23 protein-coding genes, 10 tRNA genes, 2 rRNA genes and 1 pseudogene (1 of these 36 cut by a window edge) are annotated in these 25,420 nt (G+C 41.1%); 33 read left to right on the top strand and 3 right to left on the bottom strand.

Annotated elements, in window-relative coordinates:
- Positions 1–115 precede the first annotated feature (115 nt).
- Entirely contained in the window at positions 116–910 is a 795-nt protein-coding gene (locus tag NSQ61_RS13840) for an HAD family hydrolase (protein WP_066247187.1), read from the top strand.
- A 223-nt stretch (positions 911–1,133) separates the two neighbouring features.
- On the opposite strand, the gene NSQ61_RS13835 is transcribed toward NSQ61_RS13840, so the two are convergent.
- Positions 1,134–1,454, bottom strand: coding sequence for a thioredoxin family protein (locus NSQ61_RS13835; protein WP_063388220.1), 321 nt, complete (start codon positions 1,452–1,454; stop codon positions 1,134–1,136).
- 160 nt (positions 1,455–1,614) lie between these two features.
- Between NSQ61_RS13835 and NSQ61_RS13830 the strand changes: the two genes are divergently transcribed.
- The 5 genes from NSQ61_RS13830 to NSQ61_RS13810 all read left to right on the top strand — a co-directional run bounded on the left by NSQ61_RS13830 (position 1,615) and on the right by NSQ61_RS13810 (position 7,860).
- Positions 1,615–2,712, top strand: coding sequence for a D-alanine--D-alanine ligase (locus NSQ61_RS13830; protein ID WP_066247084.1), 1,098 nt, complete (start codon positions 1,615–1,617; stop codon positions 2,710–2,712).
- Positions 2,713–2,767: 55 nt separating this feature from the next.
- Complete coding sequence (locus NSQ61_RS13825; protein ID WP_144596847.1) at positions 2,768–4,132, top strand: UDP-N-acetylmuramoyl-tripeptide--D-alanyl-D-alanine ligase; 1,365 nt, start codon at positions 2,768–2,770, stop codon at positions 4,130–4,132.
- 315 nt (positions 4,133–4,447) lie between these two features.
- Positions 4,448–5,827, top strand: coding sequence for a DEAD/DEAH box helicase (locus tag NSQ61_RS13820; RefSeq protein WP_063388241.1), 1,380 nt, complete (start codon positions 4,448–4,450; stop codon positions 5,825–5,827).
- A 136-nt stretch (positions 5,828–5,963) separates the two neighbouring features.
- Positions 5,964–6,443, top strand: a complete 480-nt coding sequence (locus tag NSQ61_RS13815) for a PH domain-containing protein (protein ID WP_063388223.1) — start codon at positions 5,964–5,966, stop codon at positions 6,441–6,443.
- Positions 6,433–7,860: a PH domain-containing protein gene (locus NSQ61_RS13810; RefSeq protein ID WP_066247079.1), complete on the top strand. Its 1,428-nt coding sequence runs from the start codon at positions 6,433–6,435 to the stop codon at positions 7,858–7,860. Before NSQ61_RS13815 ends, NSQ61_RS13810 begins: the two co-directional genes overlap by 11 nt.
- Positions 7,861–8,032: 172 nt before the next feature.
- On the opposite strand, the pseudogene NSQ61_RS13805 reads toward NSQ61_RS13810, so the two are convergent.
- Positions 8,033–8,617, bottom strand: a pseudogene (locus NSQ61_RS13805) (rhomboid family intramembrane serine protease); the annotation flags it as partial.
- 97 nt (positions 8,618–8,714) lie between these two features.
- Here NSQ61_RS13805 and acpS point away from each other — a divergent pair.
- The 14 genes from acpS (at position 8,715) to NSQ61_RS13735 (ending at position 19,730) form a co-directional block, all read left to right on the top strand.
- A complete protein-coding gene (acpS, locus tag NSQ61_RS13800) occupies positions 8,715–9,077 on the top strand; it encodes a holo-ACP synthase (protein WP_063388226.1) in 363 nt (120 codons plus the stop codon).
- A 123-nt stretch (positions 9,078–9,200) separates the two neighbouring features.
- Positions 9,201–10,217 carry a LolA family protein gene (locus NSQ61_RS13795; protein WP_094244993.1) on the top strand — a complete coding sequence of 339 codons (1,017 nt, stop codon included), beginning with the start codon at positions 9,201–9,203 and terminating at the stop codon, positions 10,215–10,217.
- Positions 10,218–10,330: 113 nt separating this feature from the next.
- Positions 10,331–11,485 (top strand): alanine racemase, encoded by a 1,155-nt coding sequence (alr, locus tag NSQ61_RS13790; RefSeq protein WP_063388228.1) that lies wholly within the window; start codon positions 10,331–10,333, stop codon positions 11,483–11,485.
- A 147-nt stretch (positions 11,486–11,632) separates the two neighbouring features.
- The gene (locus tag NSQ61_RS13785; RefSeq protein WP_063388229.1) at positions 11,633–11,914 is read left to right on the top strand and encodes a CopG family ribbon-helix-helix protein; all 282 of its coding nucleotides are present in this window, start codon (positions 11,633–11,635) and stop codon (positions 11,912–11,914) included.
- A 4-nt stretch (positions 11,915–11,918) separates the two neighbouring features.
- Entirely contained in the window at positions 11,919–12,269 is a 351-nt protein-coding gene (ndoA, locus tag NSQ61_RS13780) for a type II toxin-antitoxin system endoribonuclease NdoA (RefSeq protein ID WP_063388230.1), read from the top strand.
- A gap of 377 nt (positions 12,270–12,646) precedes the next feature.
- Positions 12,647–13,480 (top strand): STAS domain-containing protein, encoded by an 834-nt coding sequence (locus tag NSQ61_RS13775; RefSeq protein ID WP_130158217.1) that lies wholly within the window; start codon positions 12,647–12,649, stop codon positions 13,478–13,480.
- Positions 13,480–13,842, top strand: a complete 363-nt coding sequence (locus NSQ61_RS13770; RefSeq protein WP_063388242.1) for an STAS domain-containing protein — start codon at positions 13,480–13,482, stop codon at positions 13,840–13,842. Before NSQ61_RS13775 ends, NSQ61_RS13770 begins: the two co-directional genes overlap by 1 nt.
- A 1-nt stretch (position 13,843) precedes the next feature.
- Positions 13,844–14,245: an anti-sigma regulatory factor gene (locus tag NSQ61_RS13765; RefSeq protein WP_063388232.1), complete on the top strand. Its 402-nt coding sequence runs from the start codon at positions 13,844–13,846 to the stop codon at positions 14,243–14,245.
- A gap of 9 nt (positions 14,246–14,254) precedes the next feature.
- On the top strand, positions 14,255–15,262 hold the full coding sequence (locus NSQ61_RS13760; RefSeq protein WP_340807341.1) for a PP2C family protein-serine/threonine phosphatase: 1,008 nt from the start codon (positions 14,255–14,257) through the stop codon (positions 15,260–15,262).
- A gap of 60 nt (positions 15,263–15,322) precedes the next feature.
- The gene (locus NSQ61_RS13755) at positions 15,323–15,646 is read left to right on the top strand and encodes an anti-sigma factor antagonist (RefSeq protein WP_063388234.1); all 324 of its coding nucleotides are present in this window, start codon (positions 15,323–15,325) and stop codon (positions 15,644–15,646) included.
- A complete protein-coding gene (rsbW, locus tag NSQ61_RS13750; protein WP_063388235.1) occupies positions 15,646–16,128 on the top strand; it encodes an anti-sigma B factor RsbW in 483 nt (160 codons plus the stop codon). The genes NSQ61_RS13755 and rsbW overlap by 1 nt, the downstream gene beginning before the upstream one ends.
- Positions 16,094–16,879 (top strand): RNA polymerase sigma factor SigB, encoded by a 786-nt coding sequence (gene sigB, locus NSQ61_RS13745; protein ID WP_063388236.1) that lies wholly within the window; start codon positions 16,094–16,096, stop codon positions 16,877–16,879. Before rsbW ends, sigB begins: the two co-directional genes overlap by 35 nt.
- On the top strand, positions 16,876–17,475 hold the full coding sequence (locus NSQ61_RS13740) for a PP2C family serine/threonine-protein phosphatase (RefSeq protein WP_063388237.1): 600 nt from the start codon (positions 16,876–16,878) through the stop codon (positions 17,473–17,475). The genes sigB and NSQ61_RS13740 overlap by 4 nt, the downstream gene beginning before the upstream one ends.
- Positions 17,476–17,573: 98 nt before the next feature.
- Positions 17,574–19,730, top strand: coding sequence for a Tex family protein (locus tag NSQ61_RS13735; protein WP_063388238.1), 2,157 nt, complete (start codon positions 17,574–17,576; stop codon positions 19,728–19,730).
- Between the two features lie 142 nt (positions 19,731–19,872).
- On the opposite strand, the gene cmpA is transcribed toward NSQ61_RS13735, so the two are convergent.
- The gene (gene cmpA, locus NSQ61_RS13730; RefSeq protein WP_094245000.1) at positions 19,873–19,986 is read right to left on the bottom strand and encodes a cortex morphogenetic protein CmpA; all 114 of its coding nucleotides are present in this window, start codon (positions 19,984–19,986) and stop codon (positions 19,873–19,875) included.
- Positions 19,987–20,155: 169 nt separating this feature from the next.
- On the opposite strand from cmpA, the gene NSQ61_RS13725 reads away from it, so the two are divergent.
- The 13 genes from NSQ61_RS13725 to NSQ61_RS13665 all read left to right on the top strand — a co-directional run.
- A complete protein-coding gene (locus NSQ61_RS13725) occupies positions 20,156–20,614 on the top strand; it encodes a SprT family protein (protein ID WP_340807338.1) in 459 nt (152 codons plus the stop codon).
- Positions 20,615–20,749: 135 nt separating this feature from the next.
- A tRNA-Asn gene (locus NSQ61_RS13720) sits at positions 20,750–20,824 on the top strand.
- Positions 20,825–20,828: 4 nt separating this feature from the next.
- A tRNA-Ser gene (locus NSQ61_RS13715) sits at positions 20,829–20,919 on the top strand.
- An 8-nt stretch (positions 20,920–20,927) separates the two neighbouring features.
- Positions 20,928–20,999: transfer RNA gene (locus NSQ61_RS13710), tRNA-Glu, on the top strand.
- A gap of 119 nt (positions 21,000–21,118) precedes the next feature.
- Positions 21,119–21,193: transfer RNA gene (locus NSQ61_RS13705), tRNA-Gln, on the top strand.
- Positions 21,194–21,360: 167 nt separating this feature from the next.
- A tRNA-Lys gene (locus NSQ61_RS13700) sits at positions 21,361–21,436 on the top strand.
- 6 nt (positions 21,437–21,442) lie between these two features.
- Positions 21,443–21,524, top strand: a tRNA-Leu gene (locus NSQ61_RS13695).
- Positions 21,525–21,529: 5 nt separating this feature from the next.
- Positions 21,530–21,615 (top strand) — tRNA-Leu (locus tag NSQ61_RS13690).
- A 54-nt stretch (positions 21,616–21,669) separates the two neighbouring features.
- Positions 21,670–21,746, top strand: a tRNA-Arg gene (locus tag NSQ61_RS13685).
- A gap of 4 nt (positions 21,747–21,750) precedes the next feature.
- Positions 21,751–21,824, top strand: a tRNA-Pro gene (locus tag NSQ61_RS13680).
- Positions 21,825–22,034: 210 nt separating this feature from the next.
- A tRNA-Gly gene (locus NSQ61_RS13675) sits at positions 22,035–22,108 on the top strand.
- A gap of 74 nt (positions 22,109–22,182) precedes the next feature.
- A 16S ribosomal RNA gene (locus tag NSQ61_RS13670) occupies positions 22,183–23,736 on the top strand.
- Positions 23,737–23,874: 138 nt separating this feature from the next.
- Positions 23,875–25,420, top strand: a 23S ribosomal RNA gene (locus NSQ61_RS13665); it runs 1,386 nt beyond the window's last position.
- Together the 16S and 23S rRNA genes with 10 tRNA genes alongside form the textbook arrangement of a ribosomal RNA operon.

Raw genomic sequence — 25,420 nt, 5'->3', positions numbered from 1 at the left:
AATTTATTAAGGTGTCATCCATCTTTATTTGCTTTCGAATCAGAAATATTGGCAGTGTCAAAAAATTGTTTTTAGGTAAGAATGGAACAGAATATGGAGAGGAGATAGATGATTGATTAAAGCTGTTTTTTTTGACTTAGATGATACACTTCTTTGGGATGAAAAAAGCGTCAGCGACACATTCCAATATGTTTGTACCACAGCCGAAGAACAATACGGGGTTGATTCAAAACAGCTTGAGGAAGCGGTTCGTCAAGAAGCGAGAAAATTGTATGAATCTTATGAAACATATCCATTTACAAAAATGATTGGCATCAATCCGTTTGAAGGCCTTTGGGCGAATTTTAGCGAAATCGTGCACGAACAGTTTGGGAAGCTTAATCAATTGGCGCCTGTTTACAGAAAAGATGCTTGGACGAACGGTTTGAAGGCGGTCGGTATAGATGATGCTGAATTCGGGGAAAAGCTGGCTGAGCTTTTTCATGCAGAACGGCGCAAAAGACCGCTCGTATATGAAGATACATTTGAAGTATTAGAACAGCTGAAACAAAACTATCGTTTGCTTCTTTTAACAAACGGGGATCCAAGCCTGCAAAAAGAAAAGATTGCTAGTGTTTCTGCTCTCTCATCGTATTTTGAGCATATTGTCATTTCAGGTGAGTTCGGCAAAGGTAAGCCTGATCCGTCAATTTTTGAACACGCACTAAACTTAATGGGTGTTCAAAGCAATGAAGTGGTAATGGTTGGAGACAAACTGAGTACTGACATACTTGGGGCATCACGGACAAATATCCGGTCTGTTTGGATTAATCGAAAGCAGTTGGAGCTTAGCGGAGAAGTCACTCCAGACTATGAAATCAGCCAATTAAGAGATTTATTGACGGTTTTAGAGGATTTAAAAAAGGAATAGAAATATTTTGATAGGAAAAGAATGAGGCTGGACTGGATGAAAAAACATCCGAAGTCCAGTTTTTTTAGATTCGTGCTTTTTATGAAAGGGCTGTCTTAGAAAATCAAATCGCCATTGAAAACAAAAAATCATAAACACCGATATATCAACGTTTCTAAAACATTCATGGGGGCGTCTATAAGCCGTAAAAACGACTTATTAGACACCCCCAGCGGCTTTTTCTTTATTTAAGATGCGAGCCTAAAAATTCTTTCACTTCCTCAGGTGTTTTTGCGTATGCGCTGTGCAGATGAGCGATTTTTTCGTTGTTTTTAAAAATTAAAATGCTTGGAATTCCCATTACTTGATATTTTTCAGCTAGGTCGGGGAATTGATCTTTATTGATCTCATACCATTCATATTGACCGTATTCTTCTAAAATGTCGCCGATAAACATGTCCATTCTTTTGCAATCAGGGCACCAATCGGCAAAAAACTTGATGATGGTTTCTTGATTGCTCTGAATCACTTGTTCAAACTGTTCTGCTGTCTCTATTGGCTTCATTGGATAACCCCTCCTTCCTTCGTATTTATTTTAATTCATGGTAAAGAAGAAGTGAATTTTTTTCTCCCGCAAATAAATTGTTCGGCAATGATAACAAAAACAACCTATATAATGATAAAATAAAACAGATGATTTTTTTCAAAACGGGAGGAAAAAATAAATGGCAATCAAACTGGCGCTTGTATATGGGGGCAAATCTGCCGAGCATCAAGTATCATTACAAACAGCTCGGGCAGTAATAAACGCTCTCGATAAAAATAAATTTGACATATATCCAATTTACATTACGGAGCAAGGGCAATGGGTAAAAGGAAAGCAATTGAACGGTCCAGTTGAAAGAGTAGAAGACTTGAAGTTTCTAGCGGGAAATTCCGAAGCTGGAGAAAAAGGTGAACATTTGCCGGTACCTTTCAGTCAAGAGCTATTTAACGCTCCAGGAAGCGCTGATCCAGTCCATGTCGTATTTCCGCTATTGCATGGACCGAATGGTGAAGATGGAACGATACAAGGAATGCTGGAATTGCTGAATATACCTTATGTTGGGAATGGAGTTTTGGCTTCAGCAGCAGGAATGGATAAAATCATTATGAAAAATTTATTTGCCCAAGCAGGACTTGCTCAGGCAAAGTACGTTTGGTTTACGAACAAAGACTGGGAAAAAGATAAAGAGAAGGTTTTTCAAAAAGTCGAGGAGCAGCTCGGGTATCCTTGCTTTGTAAAGCCAGCCAACCTCGGCTCAAGCGTAGGTATCAGCAAGGCAAAAGATCGGCAATCGCTCATTCAATCTATTGAAGAAGCGTTTCTGTATGATCGGAAGCTGATTATTGAAGAAAGTATTGATGGAAGGGAAGTTGAAATCGGAGTAATTGGAAATGACGAACCGATCTGTTCTGTTGTTGGGGAAATTGCTCCGAAAAAAGAGTTTTACGATTATAAAGCGAAATATGAAGACGGAGATACGGAGCTCATTATTCCAGCTGACATAACGGAAGAGCAATATGAACAAATCAAGAAAATGGCGCTGAAAGCATTTAAAGCTATCGATGGTTCTGGACTTGTTCGGGCAGACTTTTTCTTGAGAAAAGACGGAACACCGTTGATCAATGAAGTGAACACAATGCCTGGATTTACGCCGTTTAGCATGTTCCCTCTTTTATGGAAGCACAGCGGCATCGATTATCCGGCGTTGATTGAAAAATTGGTTCAGCTTGGAATCGAGCGATATGAACTAAAACAGAGAATCAAGTATACTATTTAAAGATCGTTCTTAGGGCGGCTGTGTAAGCCGCCTTTTGAAAGGAGAACAAAAAAGCATGATAAAACGGCAATTATCAGCAATTAAGCAGATGGCAAACAACGCAGAATTAAAAGAGGAATTTGAGAAGATTACAATCGAAGGAGTAACGACTGATTCGCGGAATGTCCGTAAAGGAAACTTATTTGTACCCATTATTGGCGAAAAGTTTAATGGACATGACTTTGTCGAGAAAGCGTTCGAAAATGGTGCTCATGCCTCCTTATGGTCTAGATCAGTCCCGAATCCGCCGCAAGACAAACCATTGATCATTGTCGACGACACCTTGTCAGCATTGCAGCAGATTGCTTCTCACTATTTGTTGGCAGTAAACCCAAAAGTAGTAGGGATTACAGGCTCTAATGGCAAAACAACGACAAAAGATATGATCGCATCGGTTGTGGGCACTCGGTATCGCGTGCATAAAACGAAAGGGAATTTCAACAACCATATCGGTCTGCCTTTAACAATATTAGATATGCCTGAAGATACAGAGGTGGCCGTTTTAGAAATGGGCATGAACGCTAAGGGAGAAATTGAATTATTATCATCAATTGCACGTCCTGATATAGCCGTCATTACCAATATCGGCGATGCTCATTTACAAGATTTAGGCTCTCGTGAAGGGATTGCGGAAGCAAAGCTTGAAATTATAAAGGGTTTAAAAGAGAATGGAACGCTCATTTATCATGGTGATGAGCCTTTGTTAAAAAAAGACTATTCATGTCAAACCGTAACGTTTGGAGAAAATAAAAACAATAATCTTTTTCCGACATCAATGGAGCTGTTGGGTGAAGGAACACGGTTTCGCGCCAATATAGCTGAACAGCCTTTTTTTATCCCTGTTTTAGGCCGTCACAATGTTTTAAACGCATTGGCAGCGATCGCTGTTGGAGAACTCCTAAAGATCGGACTGAATCGTATTGAAAAAGGGCTTCGCGATTTGAAAATAACAAACATGAGACTTGAATTGATTCAAACGAAGAACGGTATGTCCATCATAAATGATGCATATAACGCGAATCCTACAGCGATGAAAGCAGCCATTGATTTAGTCCATGGTCTAAAAGGATATTCGCAAAAAATTCTTGTCTTAGGGGATATGCTGGAGCTTGGCGAAAGAGAAGTTGAACTTCATCAAGAAGTAGGAATGATGCTGTCTGATCAAGAAATTGATCACCTCTTTACATTTGGAAAACTCGGAAAAGAAATTGCCGTTGGTGCAAAGAAAGTTATAGATGAAAGAAAAATTCATGTGTTTTTTGACAAAGATGAACTAATTCATGAATTAAAGAAAGCTGCAGGCTCAAAAGATCTTGTGTTAGTGAAAGCGTCCAGAGGAATGAAGCTGGAAGATGTTGTTCATGCATTAATGGAAGAATAAAATAAAACATCATTTTGCTTGTGCTTTTGTTTTTATGCTTTTTTAGCTATAGTGCGGTAAGTTGAAATAGATTGATGGAAATGGTATGATAACACCTGCGGTGAATGGATAAAAATCCCTATGCGTACTTTCCAGCAAAAATCGGAGTTTACACTATTCTCACGACTATGATAAGCTTACAGTTTCTAGAAAATACGCACAAGAGCCTTTTTATCCAGCAGCGCTTAATAAAAGTCTTAAAGGAGTTTGGAAAAATTGACAAATTTGTTTCACCAGTTCGGGTTGAGTCCGGAGCTGTTAAAATCAATAAAAAGAATGGGCTTTGAAGAAGCGACTCCCATTCAAATGCAGGCGATCCCTTTAGGCTTGAACAATAAAGACATCATTGGACAAGCGCAAACAGGGACAGGAAAAACAGCAGCTTTTGGCATCCCTTTAGTAGAAAAAATTAATGTTCATGATTCAGCTGTTCAAGCGATCGTGATAGCCCCAACACGGGAACTTGCTATACAAGTATCAGAAGAGTTATATAAAATCGGCTATGATAAACGGACAAGAGTATTGCCGATTTACGGAGGCCAGGACATTTCCAGGCAGATTCGGGCTTTGAAGAAGCCTCCCCACATCATTGTTGGAACACCTGGAAGGTTATTGGATCACATACGGCGCAATACGCTGCGGCTTGATTCTGTGCACACTGTCGTTTTAGATGAAGCGGATGAAATGCTCAACATGGGGTTTATTGATGATATTGAGCACATTCTTTCAAATATTCCTAGGGAGCGTCAAACCCTTCTATTTTCTGCGACAATGCCTGGTCCAATTAAATCAATTGCAGAACGCTTTATGAAAAATCCGACTCATGTCCGTGTAAAAGCGAAAGAAGTAACGGTTCCAAATGTGCAGCAATATTATTTAGAAGTGCCTGAAAAACAAAAATTTGACGTTTTGACAAGACTTCTTGATCTGCAATCACCGGAGCTTGCGATTGTGTTTGGCAGGACAAAGCGCCGAGTGGACGAACTTTCTGAAGCATTAAATGTCCGCGGCTATTCAGCAGAAGGAATTCATGGCGATTTAAGCCAAGCGAAACGCTTATCTGTTTTGAACAAATTTAAAAATGGAGCCATTGATGTACTTGTTGCAACAGACGTAGCAGCCAGAGGGCTTGATATATCTGGTATCACCCATATATATAATTTTGATGTACCTCAAGACCCTGAAAGCTATGTGCATAGAATTGGAAGAACAGGACGGGCTGGGAAGTCAGGAAAAGCGATGACGTTTATAACCGCAAGGGAACGCGGTATTTTGGAAACCATTGAGCATACAACAAAAAGAAAAATGGATCGAATGCGTCCTCCTACTTTAGATGAAGCACTAGTAGGAAAACAAAAAATGACGGTCGAAAAAATTTGCTCTGTAGTGGAAACTGAAAATTTAGATCAGTATAAAAATTTTGCTGCGGAGCTATTGGAAAAATATGATTCCGTCCCATTGCTTGCAGCAGCTATTAAAATGTTAACGAAGGAGCCGGATACGACACCTGTAAAATTGACGGAGGAACCTCCTCTCCCTATGAAGAAAGAAAAAAGCAGAAATAAACGAAAGCTTGATTTAAAAAACAAACGGGTTGGACGGAAACGCTCCTTTCATTCAGCAAGATCGACAAAAGGATCGGCTAGCCCAAAATAATTGGAATGAAAAAGAATAATCAGACATGGAAAAAGAGGCATTCCAAAACTTGGAGCTGCCTCCTTTTTATATATTTGAAACTTTTTGCCTAAATGAAACGTAATTTTTTACAGAAGGAGACAAGGGAGGGAAAAACTTGCGGCGCGAACCACAAAATCGCATTAGTCCTAAAGCTGTTACTGTATGGAAGATCACTGCGGCTATTTGGAGCATCGTTGAGTTGCTGGTGATCATAGGCATATCCTTATTGATATTTTTTTTCAACTGGCCGAAATGGATTATTCCTATATTGGCAATTATTTGGTTGGTGTCTTCTATTTGTTCCATTTTCATTTTTCCAAATATTCGGTTGAAAATATGGCGATATGAAGTTCATGAGAATGAACTGGATTTGCAGCATGGATTGTTTACAGTTACCCGTGTGCTTGTTCCAATGGTGAGAGTTCAGCATGTAGATACCTCACAAGGACCGATTTTAAGAAAATATAACTTGGCGACTGTAACTATTTCCACTGCAGCAACGGTTCACGAGATTCCTGCCCTGGAAATGGAAGAAGCGGATCAGCTTCGCGATTATATCTCGAAATTGGCACGGGAGGCGAAGGATGATGTATGATCAGAAAAGATTGCATCCCGTAGCTGTTTTAGTGAAAATTGCGAAGGCGATTAAAGAAATTATAGTAACGAATATTTTCTTGTTTGTCACAAACATAGGAAACATCCGGTCGTTTTTATTGATCGGAACGATTCTAGCACTTATACTCACGATCATTTCCAGTGTGTTAAATTGGTTGAAATTTACTTATCGCATTGAAGAAAATGAATTTCGTGTTGAGCAGGGCGTTTTTTTAAAAAAAAATCGATATATACCGATTGAAAGAATTCAATCCATAAATGTAACCGCCGGTTTCATCCAGCGCCTCTTCGGTGTAGTGAAGCTTGAAATCGAAACAGCGGGCGGCATGGGCGAAGCAGAGGTTGAACTTAGCGCCATACGGAAAGAAGAGGCAGAACAGATTCGGACAATCATCAAGGAGCAAAAAAGACAAATAGCACAAGGAGAAGCAGAGCAAGACAAACTGGAAGAAGGAAGGGTTCTTTACAAAATAAGCTTTAACGAACTGCTTATTACTGCAGCAACTTCAAGCGGCTTAGGGGTTGCTCTGTCAATCGTAGCCTTTTTAAGCCAATTTGATGAAATTATTCCGTACGAAAAAATATTTGACAAGCTGGAATGGATTGTCCATGCAAGTGTGACGATGATTGTCATCTTATGTTTGATTGGTTTGATCATTGCGTGGATTATAAGCTTTATCGGGGTTTTACTCCAGTACGGAGATTTTACAGTTCGAGAAGAAGCCGGACAGATTATTATTTCAAGTGGCATTTTTGAAAAAAAACAGATTTCTATACCAATAGATCGTATTCAAGCAATTAAAGTAACAGAAAATTGGCTGCGCCAGCCTTTTGGATATGCAACTGTACATATTGAATCGGCGGGAGGCGGAAGTGACAAGGATGTCGAGACCATTTTGTTTCCGTTAATTCGGAAGAAACAAGTTAAAGAAAAGGTTGAAAGCTTTTTTCATTTGACGATAAACGAGACACTGCACCCGGTTCCGCGGCGTGCGCTGTCCAGATTTTTGCTCCGTATGCTGATTTTATCACTTCTCATAGCCGTCCCTTTATGCTTGTTTTTTAAACCATGGGGCTACTTATCACTTATTCTCATTCCTTTTGCACTGGTGCTCGGATATTTTCAATATAAAGATACAGGTTGGTATTTAAATGGAAAAGAATTGACGCTGTCTTTCCGCGTGTTGAATAAGACAACCGTCTTTTTCGAAAAAAAGCGGATTCAATCATTGGAATTGAAACAATCCTATTTTCAGAGACAAAAAGATCTGACTTCTGTTCAGTGCAGTATTATTTCCAAGTCTACTGGAAGCTTTTTTGCTGTTAAAAACCTCGAGGAAAAGGACGGAATGGGAATTTATAAATGGTTTTCAAGAAGAAGTGAAGGACAAGTTTAGAAGCTCCCATCTCTCATGTGGATGGGAGTGATTTAAATTTTTACAACACATATAAAATAGCCGCAAGTATAAAAACGAAAACAAAAATCCATATCGACCATTTTTTGAAAAATAATTTCATTCCTTCCTGCCGAACCGGTTGATGATAATACGTATAATGAATGAAGCTTGGTTTTTTGCGGACAAACACTTTACCTAGCAAAAATCCAGCCAGAAGTCCTGTTACATGTGCAACTACATTGATATGGGCATCAATAAAGGACAGTACGAGAGCTATGGCTGTAACCGTTAAGATCATTTGAGAGTTTTTTTGATCCATATATTCCTTTCGGAAAAAACAGATGAACATGTACGTGCCCAAAATGCCAAAAATCGCCCCTGAAGCTCCTGCATGAGAATAATCCATTGGCATGATCAAATAGGTTGCAATGTTGGCTATAATGCCTGATGCACTGTAAATGACCAGAAAATAAATTGACTTTACCATTCGTTCCAGCGGCGGGGCAAAAATAATAAGTGTGATTGTATTAAACAAAAGATGGGAAAAGCTAGTATGCAAAAAAATTGGTGTAATGAGCCGCCACCATTCCCCTGAATGAACCCCTGCATTGTATCCGGTTAAAAAAGAAAATAGAAGCGTAAAAATTGGGAAAGAAAGTTTCATCATAATCCATAACACAACATGTATGCAGCTTATGATCGTGACAGCAGGATAAAGGCGAATAAAAGTGTGAAGGCTTTCTGTTCTGCGAAACATGTGAATTCTCCTTTTCAACAGGACAAGTATTCTATAATCATTTGTATGATTTTCAATTTATAAATAGTACAGTAGAAAATTAAAGGGATGTGATGGTGTGATCGTTGGGATTGGACTTGATATCGTTGAAATGGACAGGATGAAAGATATTATGGAGCGGAGATCCAACATTATTGACAGAATCTTATCGTTTCGCGAAAAGGAAATCTTTAATAAATTGCGGGATTCAAGACAATTGGAGTTTTTGGCAGGCAGATTTGCCGCTAAAGAAGCATTTAGCAAAGCATTAGGGACAGGAATCGGAAAGACAGTGGGCTTTTTAGATATTGAAATTTTACATGATGAAAAAGGGAAACCGATCATTGTGCAAAATATTACATCAGACCGGGTGTTTGTGACAATCACTCATTCAAAAAATTTTGCTGCTGCACAAGTAATCATTGAAAGCCTGTCAAGCTAGTCTGCATATTTGCTGACCTTGCCTCATATAGTTGTAATGCGGTAGGGGAGACAAGTCAGAAATTGTTCACTGACTCTTCAAAACTTCCTAGTGACGCTAATTGAGGCAAAGGGGTTGAAAAATTTGACGAGAGGCGTAAAGCTCGTGATTGTCTGTCTGCTTTTTGTGGGATTAATATCTGCATGTGGCGTAAAATCAAAAGAAGACGTTTCAAGTGCATTGAACAAAAAAATTGAAGAATTAAAAGGCTATAAGGTGAACGCCAAAATGACGATCAAAACAGCGGAAGAGCCGCATGTGTATGAAGTGGAAATTTGGCACAAAAAGCCCCATTATTATCGAGTGCTATTAAAAAATGATGACAGGGATCAAAGCCAGATTATTTTAAGAAATGATGATGGGGTATTTGTTCTGACTCCTGCTTTGAACAAAAGCTTCCGTTTCCAAAGCAATTGGCCGCAAAATTCGAGTCAAGCTTACCTGTTTGAATCGCTTGTCCAAGATATATTGAAGGATAAAGAAGCGAAATTCGAAGTCGGGGAAAAGAACTATGTATTTGAAACAAAAACCAATTATCAAAACAATCAAATGCTCCCATACCAAAAAATTGCATTTCATAAGAAAAATTTGACACCTTCATATGTGAAAGTGATGGATGTTGATCGGAATGCGCTCGTTTCTGTTGAATTTTCCAATTTTGAATCGAATCCAAAATTTGATAAAAATGCCTTTGAAATAGAAAAAACGATGTCCAATGCCCAAGTGGATATTCCTGTTTTGGCTCAATCAGCGAACAAACAATTTGCTGTTCTTTATCCGCTTAAGGAAGACTTGCCGGAAGGTGTCGATCTCGTCCAAGAAAAAGAGCTGAATACAGATAGCGGAAAACGAGTAGTATTAACTTACGGAGGCGAAAAATCATTTACTCTTATTGAGGAGCTTGCGGAAGTTTCACCAGTTACCTCTTCAGAATTTGTCAGCGGAGAGCTGGTCGACTTAGGGTTTGCAGTTGGAGCGCTGACCGACAATTCTTTAACATGGACATATAATGGTGTGGATTATATGCTCGCTTCAAACGAACTGACACAAGAAGAAATGATTGCAGTTGCTCGTTCTGTACAAAGCCAATCAGGGAAGTAGTAAAATTGAGCGGCAAAAGAAACGATCTTCTGCCGCCTTTTTTATGTACTATTGTTTAAAAAGAAACAGTGATATAAAATAAACAAAACGATATCGTTGGAGATGAAATTAAGATGCAGAACTATTTCCGAGATACATGGGCAGAAATTAATTTAGATCATATTGAAGCGAACATTCATGGATTAAAGGAACATTTGCCGAATGAAACTGAAATTATTGCTGTTGTGAAAGCTAATGCTTATGGTCATGGAGATGTGGAAGTTGCCCAAGCAGCATTGTCAGCAGGTGCTGCTAAATTAGCAGTCGCTTTTCTAGATGAAGCATTGAAATTGAGACAAGCAGGAATAAAGGCCCCTATCCTCGTTTTAGGAGCGGTAAGACCAGAAGATGTTACAGTTGCAGGAGAAAATGGGATAAGTGTGACTGCCTATTCAGCTGAATGGCTGGAAAGTTCTGGAAAATATTTAGGGAAAACATCAGTCAACATCCACTTGAAATTAGACACAGGTATGGGACGGATCGGAATAAGAGATAAAAAAGAACTCGAACAAGCCATTTCGCTCATAAAGGGACAGCAGTTATTTCGATTAGAAGGTATATTCACTCATTTTGCCACAGCAGACGAACACGATACAGCATATTTTGAACAGCAATATGAACGTTTCCTGGAATTATTGCAAATCGTGGATACAGACGGTTTGATTATTCATTGTGCAAACAGTGCTGCGACTCTTCGCTTTCCAACAAAAACTTTTAATGCGGTTCGCTTTGGCATTTCCATGTATGGTTTGGCGCCATCGGAATTTATCAAGAGCACGCTGCCTTTTCCGTTATATGAAGCCTTTTCTTTACACTCAAAGATTGTTCATATTAAAAAAATAAAAAAAGGGGAAAAAGTAAGTTACGGAGCAACATACGCAGCGAAAGAGGAGGAATGGATTGGTACGGTTCCAATCGGTTATGCTGATGGATGGATTCGAAAATTGACTGGTTCGGAAGTTCTTGTCGATGGAAGGCGCGTTCCTATTATCGGGCGCATTTGCATGGATCAACTGATGATTAAGCTTCCGGAAAAAAAACCTGTCGGGACAAAAGTGACACTTATCGGTTCACAAGGCAATGACATGATTTCAGTTGATGAAGTGGCCAAACGGCTGGAAACGATTAATTATGAAATTCCATGCATGATCAATTGGCGGGTTCCTCGGATCTATATAAGAAATGGAGGCAAAACAAACGTAAGAAATCCTCTGCTTACTGAAAAATGAAGAAACTTGAATAAAATATTCATCTCAATGCCGATAATATTGAAGAAATTATTTAAAAAATGGCTTTGCTTCAACGAATATAAATGTTAATATTAATATTGGAATAAAATGATTTCGGCTTTGTAGGAACGGTGGAGGTGTATTTTGGTGTCTGAATCCAGCTCAACAACGGAAATTATTGTTCGATTGCCACAAGCACTTGTTTCTGAATTAGATGGAATCGTGAAACAGGAAAACGGAAACAGAAGTGAATTTATTTATCAAGCAATGAAAATGTATTTGAGAGAGCGTAAAAAACGCCAAATTCGCGAGTCAATGAGACGCGGTTATATGGAAATGGCGAAGATCAATCTAAATATTGCATCGGAGGCTTTTCTGGCAGAGTATGAGGCTGAACACACCGTTGAACGCTTAGTTAGCGGGGGGTAATCTTTTGATTGTTAAACGCGGCGACGTTTATTTTGCTGATTTATCCCCTGTAGTTGGTTCAGAGCAAGGCGGCGTTCGTCCAGTTTTAATTATCCAAAATGATATAGGGAATCGTTTTAGTCCAACGGTGATCGTAGCCGCTATTACAGCACAAATTCAAAAAGCAAAATTGCCGACTCATGTTGAAATTGATGCGAAAAAATATGGATTTGAACGGGATTCGGTCATTTTGCTTGAGCAGATTAGAACGATTGATAAACAACGGTTAACGGATAAAATTACCCATCTTGATGATGAAATGATGGATAAAGTGGACGATGCCTTACAAATCAGTTTAGGCCTGATCGATTTCTAATATTTTTTACGTATATTTCAACGATCTTTTCAAAAGGACTGCCTGCAGGTAGAATGTTTAAGATAAATAAGATTGAAAAAATGTCCACAGTTGCGAAACTGTGGTATTTTTGATTTTTGCGCAAAAATGAACAGACGTGCTGACAAGCTGCATTCGCTTTTTTAAACGACGAAGCATTTAAAAACAGCATCTTCCATAGTCGAGAAGCGAAAGGAAGATTTGCCGCATTCCCTTTATAAAATAGCTGTAAGCAATGCATGCGACAGCATTAGCAGATATTGTGGAAGAAAAATGATAAAAATGGGAACATATCTATAATTTTTTTTATTTTTCTATAAAAGTTGAAAAGGCAAAGTTTTTGAAAGGAGACATGCAACATGTCACTGAAAATTTCTGAAATAGTTGAATTTATCCGAATGCATCGAGACGAGATTATGAAGGATTGGATTGATCGCTTCAACAAGGCTGATGCCCAATCAATTTCCGCTGAGTCTGATCAAATTGATCAAGCAATTGCTGCAGAATATGTGAATATTCTCATCGAATGGAGCAAAAACAAAGAAGATGAATTTTCCAGAAAAATTCATGAATTTTCAAAACGGATTGTCCAGCTTGACTGGCCAATGGACAAAATTGCTCAATGCTTACATACTTTTGAAAAAATATTATTTGCTAAATTGCTTGAGAAACAAATACCGGGTGATCCGCTTGAATTATTATCGGAGATAGAGAAAGTTACCTCACCGGTTAATCGGGAAGTATTTCTGCAATATACCTCTTCATATGAAAGAACCATTAATCTCCAAAAAATGGCTCTGCAAGAATTGTCTGCGCCGTTGATTCCGGTTTTTGATAGCATCACTGTTATGCCATTGATTGGAACGATTGATACGGACCGTGCCAAAAGAATTATGGAAAATTTATTAAAAGGGGTCGTTAAATATCGTTCTGAAGTGGTGCTGATTGATATAACCGGTGTGCCTGTTGTGGATACGATGGTAGCCCATCACATTATACAAGCTGCAGAAGCAGTTCGTCTTGTAGGAGCAAAAAGCTTGCTTGTCGGCATTCGCCCTGAAATTGCGCAAACGATAGTGAATCTAGGCATTGATTTAAGTCAAATTACGACGAAAAATACCCTTCAAAAAGGCATCGAAGCTGCGCTTGAAATGACCAATCGAAAAATTGTTTCAATGGGTGAACGCAGATGATGAAAACGTCAAAAATACCTATTTTAAAACTGTATAATAATCTATTAATTTCAATACAGTGGGAGCTGGACGACAAAACAGCGATGCAATTTCAGGAAGATTTATTAAAGAAAATTCATGAAACAGGAGCAACAGGTGTTGTCATTGATTTAACTTCGGTTGATGTCATTGATTCATTTATCGCCAAGATTTTAGGGGACTGTGTCAACATGTCTAAGTTAATGGGGGCGACGGTCGTATTGACAGGTATTCAGCCTGCAGTGGCTATTACGCTGATCGAATTAGGCATTGAACTGGAAGATATTCATACTGCGCTTGACTTGGAAAAAGGGCTGGAATTGCTTAAGGAGCTGGAGGATTAGAATGGATGGCCAATCCTGTGTAATGATTATGAACGAATGGGATATTGTGGCTGCCCGCCAATTGGGTCGTCATGCTGCGAAAGAACTTGGATTTGGCGCAGTGGACCAAGCCCGGATTACCACCGCAATATCAGAATTAGCAAGGAACATTTATCATTATGCAAATGGTGGGAAAATTTACATCGACAAAATTGAAGAAAAAGAAAAAAAAGGAATTAAAATTACCGCCTCTGATCATGGACCGGGAATTCCTGATATTCGCAAGGCAATGGAGGATGGATTTACGACGTCAGGAGGACTTGGGGCTGGATTGCCTGGTGTTAAGCGCTTAATGGACGAATTTTATATCGACTCAAAGACAGGCGAAGGGACCGTTGTACAAGTGGTGAAATGGCTTCGTTAGGAGGATTTTATGGCGTTTGATGATGATATTCAAATGAAATATAAAGAGATGTTAGCAAATTACATTCAAGAACTGACCGAACAAGCTTTATATGAAGGGCAGCGCTTCAGTTGGAAAGCAATTGAACATAAAATACCGCCTGAGGAAATCATCAACATCCATTTAAAAGTTTTAAAAGAATTATTTCCAGACATACCAAAAAAGATTTTAGATTCCTTTGACTTTTTATTGGAGGTAATGGTTGGTTATGGTCTGGCTTATCAAGAACATCAATTTTTGAGGGGCCGGCAGCTTGAGCTGAAATCCGAAATTGAAATTGCAGCAAACGTACAGCAGGCACTGCTGCAAACGAATATTCCAAAAGTCGAAGAATTGGACATAGGGGTCATCAGCGTTCCTGCCAAAATTATGAACGGAGATTATTACCAGTTTGCAGAACATGAAAACACAATGAGCGTTGCGATTGCGGATGTCATAGGCAAAGGCATACCTGCAGCATTGTGTATATCAATGATTAAATATGCGATGGACAGCCTCCTGGAATCAAGGCAAAATCCGAGCTACATATTAGAAAATTTAAATAGAGTTGTTGAACAAAACATCGATGTCAATATGTTTATTACCATGTTTTTTGGTAAGTACGATTTTCGGACGAATAAGATTACATATGCATCTGCAGGACATGAACCGGGCTTTTATTATTGCGCCAGTGAGGATCGCTTTTATGACCTTCAATCAAAAGGGCTTGTTTTAGGTGTTGACCGGCAAGTGAAATATGAGCAATATGAATTAAATCTTTTCCAAAACGATATGATTATTCTTTTGTCAGATGGAGTAACTGAAACAAGAACGAAGGAAGGATTTATTGATAGAGCTGCAGTGACGAGCGCCATCCGAGCTCATTTACATTTGCCTGCTCAGCAAATAGTAGAAAATATTTATAAAGATTTTGAGAAAATGCAAGGTTTTCAATTGCGGGATGATTTCACCTTAATCATTATGAAAAAAAATGTTTAAACGGCTTCGAAAAAGGGTATAAGTGAATGGATGATTTTGTCTTTTATGAGGGGGATCAGAATGAATCTTGAAATTGATATTAAAAGGGAAAAAAAGGTTTCGTATGTGCATCTAAAAGGAGAGATTGATGCCTATACTGCGCCAGCGCTAAAAAATAAACTTGCGCCCATTTCTGAGGAAAGCGAACCTTTTATTGAAGTCAACCTAAAAGATGTTGAATATATGGACTCAACCGGATTAGGAGTTTTTGTCGGATTGTTGAAAACGGTCAGAAAACAAGGCGGAAAGCTGAAATTGACAAATTTGTCGCCGCGGCTGGAGCGCTTATTTCATATTACCGGTTTGGACAGCATCATCGAGATTTCAAGAAAAGGTGAGGATTAATGGATAAATGTATTGATTACATTGAAATGAAAATACCTGCGAAAACTGAGTATATAGGGATTGTCAGATTGACTCTATCCGGTATCGCCAATAGAATGGGGTACACATATGATGACATTGAAGATTTAAAGATTGCCGTCAGTGAAGCGTGTACAAATGCGGTGCAGCATGCCTACGGTCATAATGAAAACGGTGAAGTGAGAATCGGCTTCAGCTTGTTTGAAAATCGATTAGAGATCACTGTTTCAGACGATGGAAAAAATTTCGATTTATCAAAAATGAAAGAAAACACCGGGCCTTATTCTCCTTCCATGCCGATTGAAAAATTGAGCGAGGGCGGTTTAGGTTTGTTTCTAATTAAAACGCTCATGGATGAAGTGACAATCGATATGAACTCAGGAGTAACTGTCAAGATGTCCAAGCTTTTAAATGAGGAGCGAATGAGAAATGAACAAACCTCATGGTCAAAAACGAAGCAATAACGAAATCCATGAACTCATTCGTCAAGTTCAGGAAAATAAAGATGAAAAAGCACAAGAACAAATTATTGAACTTTATCAGCCAATTGTTGTTGCACTGGCAAAAAAGTACTCAAGTTCGAAAATGTATCAGGAGGATTTGGTACAGGTCGGGATGATCGGTTTATTGGGAGCGATTGATCGCTTCGACCCAACAGTTGGGAAATCATTTGATGCGTTTGTTGTTCCAACGATTATTGGAGAAATCAAACGCTATCTTCGGGATAAAACGTGGAGCGTCCATGTGCCCCGCAGAATGAAAGAACTTGGACCAAAAATAAATGCAGCGGTGGAGCAGTTGACGAGTCAGCTGGAGCGCTCTCCGAAGGTCAAGGAAATAGCAGAATATTTAGGAGCAGCTGAGGAAGAAGTTTTGGAAGCTATGGAAATGGTCAAAAACTATCATACGCTTTCTGTTGATCACTCAATAGAAGCTGGACCGGATGGAACCGCGGTCACCATTTTAGATCTTGTCGGACAAAAAGACGAGGGCTTTGAACGCATTCTTCAAAAACTGACTATTGAAAACATTATGCACGTTTTAACTGAGAGAGAAAAAGAAATTATTCTACATTCTTTTTATCATAACCGCAGTCAAAAAGAAATAGGTGAAATTTTAGGTATCTCCCAAATGCATGTTTCCAGACTATTGCGCCAAGCATTAAAAAAATTAAAAAAAGCTGTTCACGCTGATCCAATGGAGATAGGGCAATGATTCAATATCAAGAAACTGAACATATTCAATTTTTGACATGTCAGGTTGGAAAAGTAGGCAGTGCTTATTGTGGAGACAGTTTTTTCACCTGTACGGACGAGCATAGATTTGTTTGTGTTGTCGCAGATGGGTTGGGAAGTGGACAAGCTGCGCGTGAATCATCTGAAATCATATGCCAAACGGTGAAGCAATACCAGCAGGAAACTGTACATGAGATTTTTAAACAGTGCCATAAGAAATTAAAAGGTAAAAGAGGCGCGACAGTCGGAATATTAAAAGTGGATTTCGTAGACAAAACTATTACATACGGCTCGGTAGGAAACGTTCGTTTCATCTTATATTTGCCTTCTGGGGAATACATTTATCCAATTCCAACCGCTGGATATTTACCTGGTAAAATGAAGAAATATCGCATCCGCACTTTTTCATATGAAAAAGGGTCAAAATTTATTATTCACACTGATGGCCTTTATGCTTCAAACATTAAAACGGCGTTAAAAGATCATTCTTCTATTCACGAGATTGCGAAAGGCTTCAATAAATTTCTTTCCGATCGGACAGATGATTTAACTTATATAATCGGACAGCTTTTTTAATTGTTGGGACAATCGGATGGATAACGGTTGTCTTTTTATGTTGAAAAAATTTTTGATAAAATGTTTATGTAGATGGAAATAGTAGTGGAGGCTAAAGAATGTTAAATAATGAGAAAATTTTTCAAATGTTAAGCAGCGAATTATCAATATCCACCAAACAAATTCAAAATGTCATTGCATTGCTTGAAGACGGCAACACCGTTCCTTTTATTGCGCGGTACAGAAAAGAACAAACAGGCGCTTTAAATGAAGTGGAAATACGAAACATTAGTGAGCGCTGGCAATACATACAAAACCTTGAAAAAAGAAAAGAAGAAGTTATTCGGTTAATTGAGGAACAAGGAAAACTAACAGAATCTTTGCGAAATGAAATACTGGCGGCTGAAAAATTGCAGCAAGTTGAAGACTTGTATCGGCCATACCGGCAAAAAAGAAGAACGAAAGCAACGATTGCAAAAGAAAGAGGGCTTGAGCCTTTAGCCAAATGGATATATTCCTTGCCGCTAGCGGGATCGATTGAAGAAGAAGCCGAAAAATACATCAATGAAGAGAAAGAAATCCATACGGTTGAAGATGCTCTCTCTGGTGCAAAAGATATTATTGCAGAATGGATTTCAGACGATCCGAATTATCGGCAATGGATAAGGGAGCAAACGTTGAAAGAAGGTATGGTCGTCTCAACGTGTAAAGACGAAGAAAAAGATGAGAAAAAAGTATTCGAAATGTATTACCAATATGAAGAACCGATCAAAAAAATCGTTCCCCATCGTGTTTTGGCGTTAAACAGAGGGGAGAAGGAAGGGATTTTAAGGGTGGCAATCGAGCCGCCGACAGAACAAATAGTAGCCTATTTGAAGAAAAAAATTGTTTCGGATCAAAGGACAATTGCTGCTGATATTTTAATTGAAACGTTGGAGGATGCGTATAGACGGCTCATACAGCCTTCGATTGAGCGGGAGATTAGAAAAGAATTGACTGAAAAAGCTGAGGATCAGGCCATTCGTGTTTTTTCCGAAAATTTAAGAAAACTGCTCCTTCAACCTCCATTAAAAGGAACGATCGTTTTAGGAATCGACCCGGCTTACCGTACAGGATGCAAGCTTGCGGCAGTCGATGAAACTGGAAAAGTTCTTTATATTGATGTGATTTATCCTCATCCGCCAAAAAATGAAATAGAAAAATCAAAACAAAAGCTGATCGATATTATTCAACGCTTCCAAATTGAAGTAATCGCTATCGGCAATGGAACAGCTTCAAGAGAAACAGAACAATTTGTTGCAGATGTAATAAAAGAATTAAAAGAAGATATTTATTATTTAATTGTTAACGAGGCGGGAGCAAGTGTTTATTCAGCTTCTGATTTAGCCCGGGAAGAGTTCCCAGATCTTGAAGTCGAAGAACGCAGCGCAGTATCCATTGCTAGAAGGCTTCAAGATCCGCTTGCTGAATTGGTGAAAATTGATCCTAAATCAATCGGTGTTGGTCAATACCAGCATGATGTATCCCAAAAGAAATTGCATGACTCTTTAACGTTTGTTGTGGAAACAGTTGTCAACCAAGTCGGTGTCAACGTAAATACTGCTTCGCCGTCTCTGTTGCAATACGTATCTGGATTATCAAAAACAGTGGCTCATAATATTGTGAAACGAAGAGAAGAAATTGGAAAATTTGTGAATCGCAACGATTTAAAATCCATCCCACGGCTTGGGGAGAAAACGTATGAGCAATGTATCGGCTTTTTAAGAATATTGGACGGCGACGATCCGCTTGACAGGACGAGCATTCATCCTGAAAGCTATGAAGACGCTAGAAAACTGCTGTCAAGCCTTTCATTGACAGTCGATGATATCGGTACAGAACTGTTGAAAGATAAAATCAGATCGCTGAATATTCAAGAAACTTCAAAAGCCTTGCATATTGGCGAATATACATTGAAGGATATATGCGATGCTTTAATGAGACCGGAGCGCGATCCTCGTGATGAAGTTCCAAAACCTCTTTTGAAAAAAGATGTGCTGCAGCTTGAAGACTTGAAAGAAGGAATGGAGCTGCAAGGAACGGTTCGAAACGTAGTAGACTTTGGTGTATTTGTTGATATCGGCGTTAAACAGGATGGACTTGTGCACATTTCAAAATTAAGCAAACAATATGTAAAGCATCCTTTGGACGTTGTTTCGGTTGGGGACATCGTGACAGTCTGGGTGGAAAAAGTTGATGTTGATAAAGGAAGAGTCGCTTTAACAATGGTTAAATAAATAACAACAGAAATCACGGCTGTCGGCAAAGTCGACAGCTGATTTTTTATCAACCTTATATTGCATGCTGATGGAAGCAAACAACGATCTATCAACCAAAAAATTTTGAAAAAAGTTAGTCTGTTCTTTGAGAGCTGTTGAATTATGAGCAATGCTTTTTTCTATAGAAATACCAGCATTGATTTAATAACTTGATTTGATAAACGTTTTTTTCATAATATGCTTTCTTCATTTGATTTATAAGCCAATTCGGCATTGGTTAATACCTCCTTGGATGTATTGTTCTTTTTGGCTTGCCATTTTATGGTCAAGAAAAAAAGCATATGCTAAAATAAAATATGTGAGTCCGATTAGATGTAGTAATATTTATTGTATGCGTTAAGTTGTTGTCCTGTTCAACATGTTTTTAAAGTAGGTGCAGTACATTGAATGATGACCAGCTTCAAAAACTTGTGGAGCAAATTTCACTATCCTTTTTTGGGAAAAAATTTGTTCACAAAGCGTATTTTAATCACCGTCTTCGAACAACAGGCGGAAGATATTTATTAAACAACCATGATATTGAAGTGAATAAAAAATATTATGAACAATACGGAATGGACGAATTAATAGGGATTATTAAGCATGAACTTTGCCACTACCATCTTCATATCGAAGGAAAAGGTTTTCGGCATCGGGACTCTGACTTTAAAATGCTTTTAAAAAAAGTAGGTGCACCTAGATTTTGCACACCATTAAGAGAAAAAAATAAAAATAATATTATTTATATTTATAAATGCCTATCATGTATGAGCACTTTTATTCGCCGTAGAAAAATGAACCCAGAACGATATTTATGCGGAAAGTGCGGAGGAAAAATTCAATTTTATAAAAATAATGGTTGACGAAAAGGAGAAAGATATGATAAAGTATAAAAGCCGTCGCTAATTGGATGGCAGCGAAAAACAATATATAACGAACTGTTGACAAAATTATAAATGCTCATTACAATGGTTACAGTCGTCAATTTTTTTCTTCATTCCGCAGTAGCTCAGTGGTAGAGCATTCGGCTGTTAACCGAACGGTCGCAGGTTCGAATCCTGCCTGCGGAGCCAATTTGGAGAAGTACCCAAGTGGCTGAAGGGGCTCCCCTGCTAAGGGAGTAGGTCGTGTAAGCGGCGCGAGGGTTCAAATCCCTCCTTCTCCGCCATGAAAAATGGCCCGTTGGTCAAGTGGTTAAGACACCGCCCTTTCACGGCGGTAACACGGGTTCGAATCCCGTACGGGTCATTCATATTCGCTGAAATAGGAAGTTGAAAAACTTCCTATTTCTAACTTTAAAAAATCCAAACCAAAAAGTCTTTACATAGCGTTCAAAAAATGTTACAATAAATTTTGTGACTTTTTGATGGGCTATAGCCAAGCGGTAAGGCAACGGACTTTGACTCCGTGATGCGCTGGTTCGAATCCAGCTAGCCCAGCCACTTATTATAAAAATAATAAGAGCCATTAGCTCAGTCGGTAGAGCAACGAGCAAGGCTTCGTTGAATAAGCAGCGAGTTGTCCCGACGCATCCAGCACCTTGAGAAAGCTGGAAGAGGAAGGGACATCTGACCGACTTTAAAACAGATTAGAAGAAATTACTTTTTATGAGCCATTAGCTCAGTCGGTAGAGCATCTGACTTTTAATCAGAGGGTCGGAGGTTCGAATCCTCCATGGCTCACCATTTAATGCGGGTGTGGCGGAATTGGCAGACGCACTAGACTTAGGATCTAGCGCCTTACGGCGTGGGGGTTCAAGTCCCTCCACCCGCATATTCGCGGTAGTGGCGGAATGGCAGACGCGCTAGGTTGAGGGCCTAGTGGGGGCGACCCCGTGGAGGTTCGAGTCCTCTCTACCGCACCAAAAAAAGTATTGACATCATATTTTAAGTGAGTTACAATAAAAAACCTGTGGAATGCGCCCGTAGCTCAATTGGATAGAGCGTTTGACTACGGATCAAAAGGTTAGGGGTTCGACTCCTCTCGGGCGCGCCATATACGGGAAGTAGCTCAGCTTGGTAGAGCACATGGTTTGGGACCATGGGGTCGCAGGTTCGAATCCTGTCTTCCCGATTTTGATCAATATAGGCTTAAAAGCAAAATTGCATGAATAAATTAAGATATGCGGGTGTAGTTTAGTGGTAAAACCTCAGCCACGAGCGACACTTCAATGAATAATCTGCGAGTTGCCTCGACGCATTTACATCCTCGAACAATGCTGGAAGAGGAAGAGGCATGGAAAATGCGTGTTTATCATCTAAATAGAAAAACAAATATTTTCGCGCGGGTGTAGTTTAGTGGTAAAACCTCAGCCTTCCAAGCTGATGTCGTGGGTTCGATTCCCATCACCCGCTCCAAAATGATCCTTGAAAACTGAACAAAACGAAAAGCGTGCCTGTTGATTCTGACAAGAGCATTTGGTGACAAACTTTTTTTGGAGAGTTTGATCCTGGCTCAGGACGAACGCTGGCGGCGTGCCTAATACATGCAAGTCGAGCGGACCGAAGGGAGCTTGCTCCTTTAGGTTAGCGGCGGACGGGTGAGTAACACGTGGGCAACCTGCCCTGCAGACTGGGATAACTTCGGGAAACCGGAGCTAATACCGGATAACACCGAAAACCGCATGGTTTTCGGTTGAAAGGCGGCTTTTAGCTGTCACTGCAGGATGGGCCCGCGGCGCATTAGCTAGTTGGTGAGGTAACGGCTCACCAAGGCGACGATGCGTAGCCGACCTGAGAGGGTGACCGGCCACACTGGGACTGAGACACGGCCCAGACTCCTACGGGAGGCAGCAGTAGGGAATCTTCCGCAATGGACGAAAGTCTGACGGAGCAACGCCGCGTGAGCGAAGAAGGTCTTCGGATCGTAAAGCTCTGTTGTCAGGGAAGAACAAGTACCGTTCGAACAGGGCGGTACCTTGACGGTACCTGACGAGGAAGCCACGGCTAACTACGTGCCAGCAGCCGCGGTAATACGTAGGTGGCAAGCGTTGTCCGGAATTATTGGGCGTAAAGCGCGCGCAGGCGGTTCCTTAAGTCTGATGTGAAATCTCGCGGCTCAACCGCGAGCGGCCATTGGAAACTGGGGAACTTGAGTGCAGGAGAGGGGAGCGGAATTCCACGTGTAGCGGTGAAATGCGTAGAGATGTGGAGGAACACCAGTGGCGAAGGCGGCTCTCTGGCCTGTAACTGACGCTGAGGCGCGAAAGCGTGGGGAGCGAACAGGATTAGATACCCTGGTAGTCCACGCCGTAAACGATGAGTGCTAAGTGTTAGAGGGTATCCACCCTTTAGTGCTGCAGCAAACGCATTAAGCACTCCGCCTGGGGAGTACGGCCGCAAGGCTGAAACTCAAAGGAATTGACGGGGACCCGCACAAGCGGTGGAGCATGTGGTTTAATTCGAAGCAACGCGAAGAACCTTACCAGGTCTTGACATCCCCTGACAACCCTAGAGATAGGGCGTTCCCCTTTCGGGGACAGGGTGACAGGTGGTGCATGGTTGTCGTCAGCTCGTGTCGTGAGATGTTGGGTTAAGTCCCGCAACGAGCGCAACCCTTGACCTTAGTTGCCAGCATTCAGTTGGGCACTCTAAGGTGACTGCCGGCTAAAAGTCGGAGGAAGGTGGGGATGACGTCAAATCATCATGCCCCTTATGACCTGGGCTACACACGTGCTACAATGGGTGGTACAAAGGGCAGCGAAACCGCGAGGTGGAGCGAATCCCAAAAAACCACTCTCAGTTCGGATTGCAGGCTGCAACTCGCCTGCATGAAGCCGGAATCGCTAGTAATCGCGGATCAGCATGCCGCGGTGAATACGTTCCCGGGTCTTGTACACACCGCCCGTCACACCACGAGAGTTTGTAACACCCGAAGTCGGTGGGGTAACCCTTACGGGAGCCAGCCGCCGAAGGTGGGACAAATGATTGGGGTGAAGTCGTAACAAGGTAGCCGTATCGGAAGGTGCGGCTGGATCACCTCCTTTCTAAGGATATATACATTGAAATAGGGTGCGCTTTTCCGTTTTGTTTAGTTTTGAAGGATCATATCCTTCTTGATTGTTCTTTGAAAACTGGATAACGGAAAGACATTCACGAATAGATCGCTCATGTTAGGAAGAAACGGTTAAGTTAGAAAGGGCGCACGGTGGATGCCTTGGCACTAGGAGCCGATGAAGGACGGGACAAACACCGAAATGCTTCGGGGAGCTGTAAGTAAGCGTCGATCCGGAGATGTCCGAATGGGGGAACCCACTGCCCGTAATGGGGCAGTATCCATACCTGAATCCATAGGGTATGGAGGGCAACCCGGGGAACTGAAACATCTAAGTACCCGGAGGAAGAGAAAGCAACAGCGATTCCCTGAGTAGCGGCGAGCGAAACGGGAACAGCCCAAACCAAGAGGCGTGCCTCTTGGGGTTGTAGGACACTCGATTAAGGAGTGACAAAGGAACGGGGTAGACGAAGAGGTCTGGAAAGGCCCGTCAGAGAAGGTAACAACCCTGTAGTCGAAACTCCGTTCCCTCCCGAGTGGATCCTGAGTACGGCGGGACACGTGAAATCCCGTCGGAAGCAGGGAGGACCATCTCCCAAGGCTAAATACTCCCTAGTGACCGATAGTGAACCAGTACCGTGAGGGAAAGGTGAAAAGCACCCCGGGAGGGGAGTGAAAGAGAACCTGAAACCGTGTGCCTACAAGTAGTCAGAGCCCATTAACGGGTGATGGCGTGCCTTTTGTAGAATGAACCGGCGAGTTGCGATTTCGTGCAAGGTTAAGCCGAAAGGCGGAGCCGCAGCGAAAGCGAGTCTGAAGAGGGCGAAATAGTACGAGGTCGCAGACCCGAAACCAGGTGATCTACCCATGTCCAGGGTGAAGGCAAGGTAACACTTGCTGGAGGCCCGAACCCACGCACGTTGAAAAGTGCGGGGATGAGGTGTGGGTAGGGGTGAAATGCCAATCGAACTTGGAGATAGCTGGTTCTCTCCGAAATAGCTTTAGGGCTAGCCTCAAGGGAAGAGTCTTGGAGGTAGAGCACTGATTGGACGAGGGGCCCCCATCGGGTTACCGAATTCAGTCAAACTCCGAATGCCAATGACTTATCCTTGGGAGTCAGACTGCGAGTGATAAGATCCGTGGTCAAAAGGGAAACAGCCCAGACCGCCAGCTAAGGTCCCAAAGTATACGTTAAGTGGAAAAGGATGTGGAGCTGCTTAGACAACCAGGATGTTGGCTTAGAAGCAGCCACCATTTAAAGAGTGCGTAATAGCTCACTGGTCGAGTGGCTCTGCGCCGAAAATGTACCGGGGCTAAACGTATCACCGAAGCTGCGGGTTGACACCGTTGGTGTCAGCGGTAGGAGAGCGTTCTAAGGGCATCGAAGCCGGACCGGAAGGACCGGTGGAGCGCTTAGAAGTGAGAATGCCGGTATGAGTAGCGAAAGAGGGGTGAGAATCCCCTCCGCCGAAAGCCTAAGGTTTCCTGAGGAAGGCTCGTCCGCTCAGGGTTAGTCGGGACCTAAGCCGAGGCCGAAAGGCGTAGGTGATGGACAACAGGTTGATATTCCTGTACCACCTCCTCACCGTTTGAGCAATGGGGGGACGCAGGAGGATAGGGCAAGCGCGCGGCTGGATGTGCGCGTCCAAGCAGTTAGGCTGGCAAGCAGGCAAATC

Source organism: Aeribacillus sp. FSL K6-1121 (genome assembly GCF_038003725.1).
Lineage (GTDB): Bacteria > Bacillota > Bacilli > Bacillales > Aeribacillaceae > Aeribacillus > Aeribacillus composti.
Note: the sequence above shows the minus strand (reverse complement) of the source record. Positions and strands in the feature narration are given on the sequence as shown.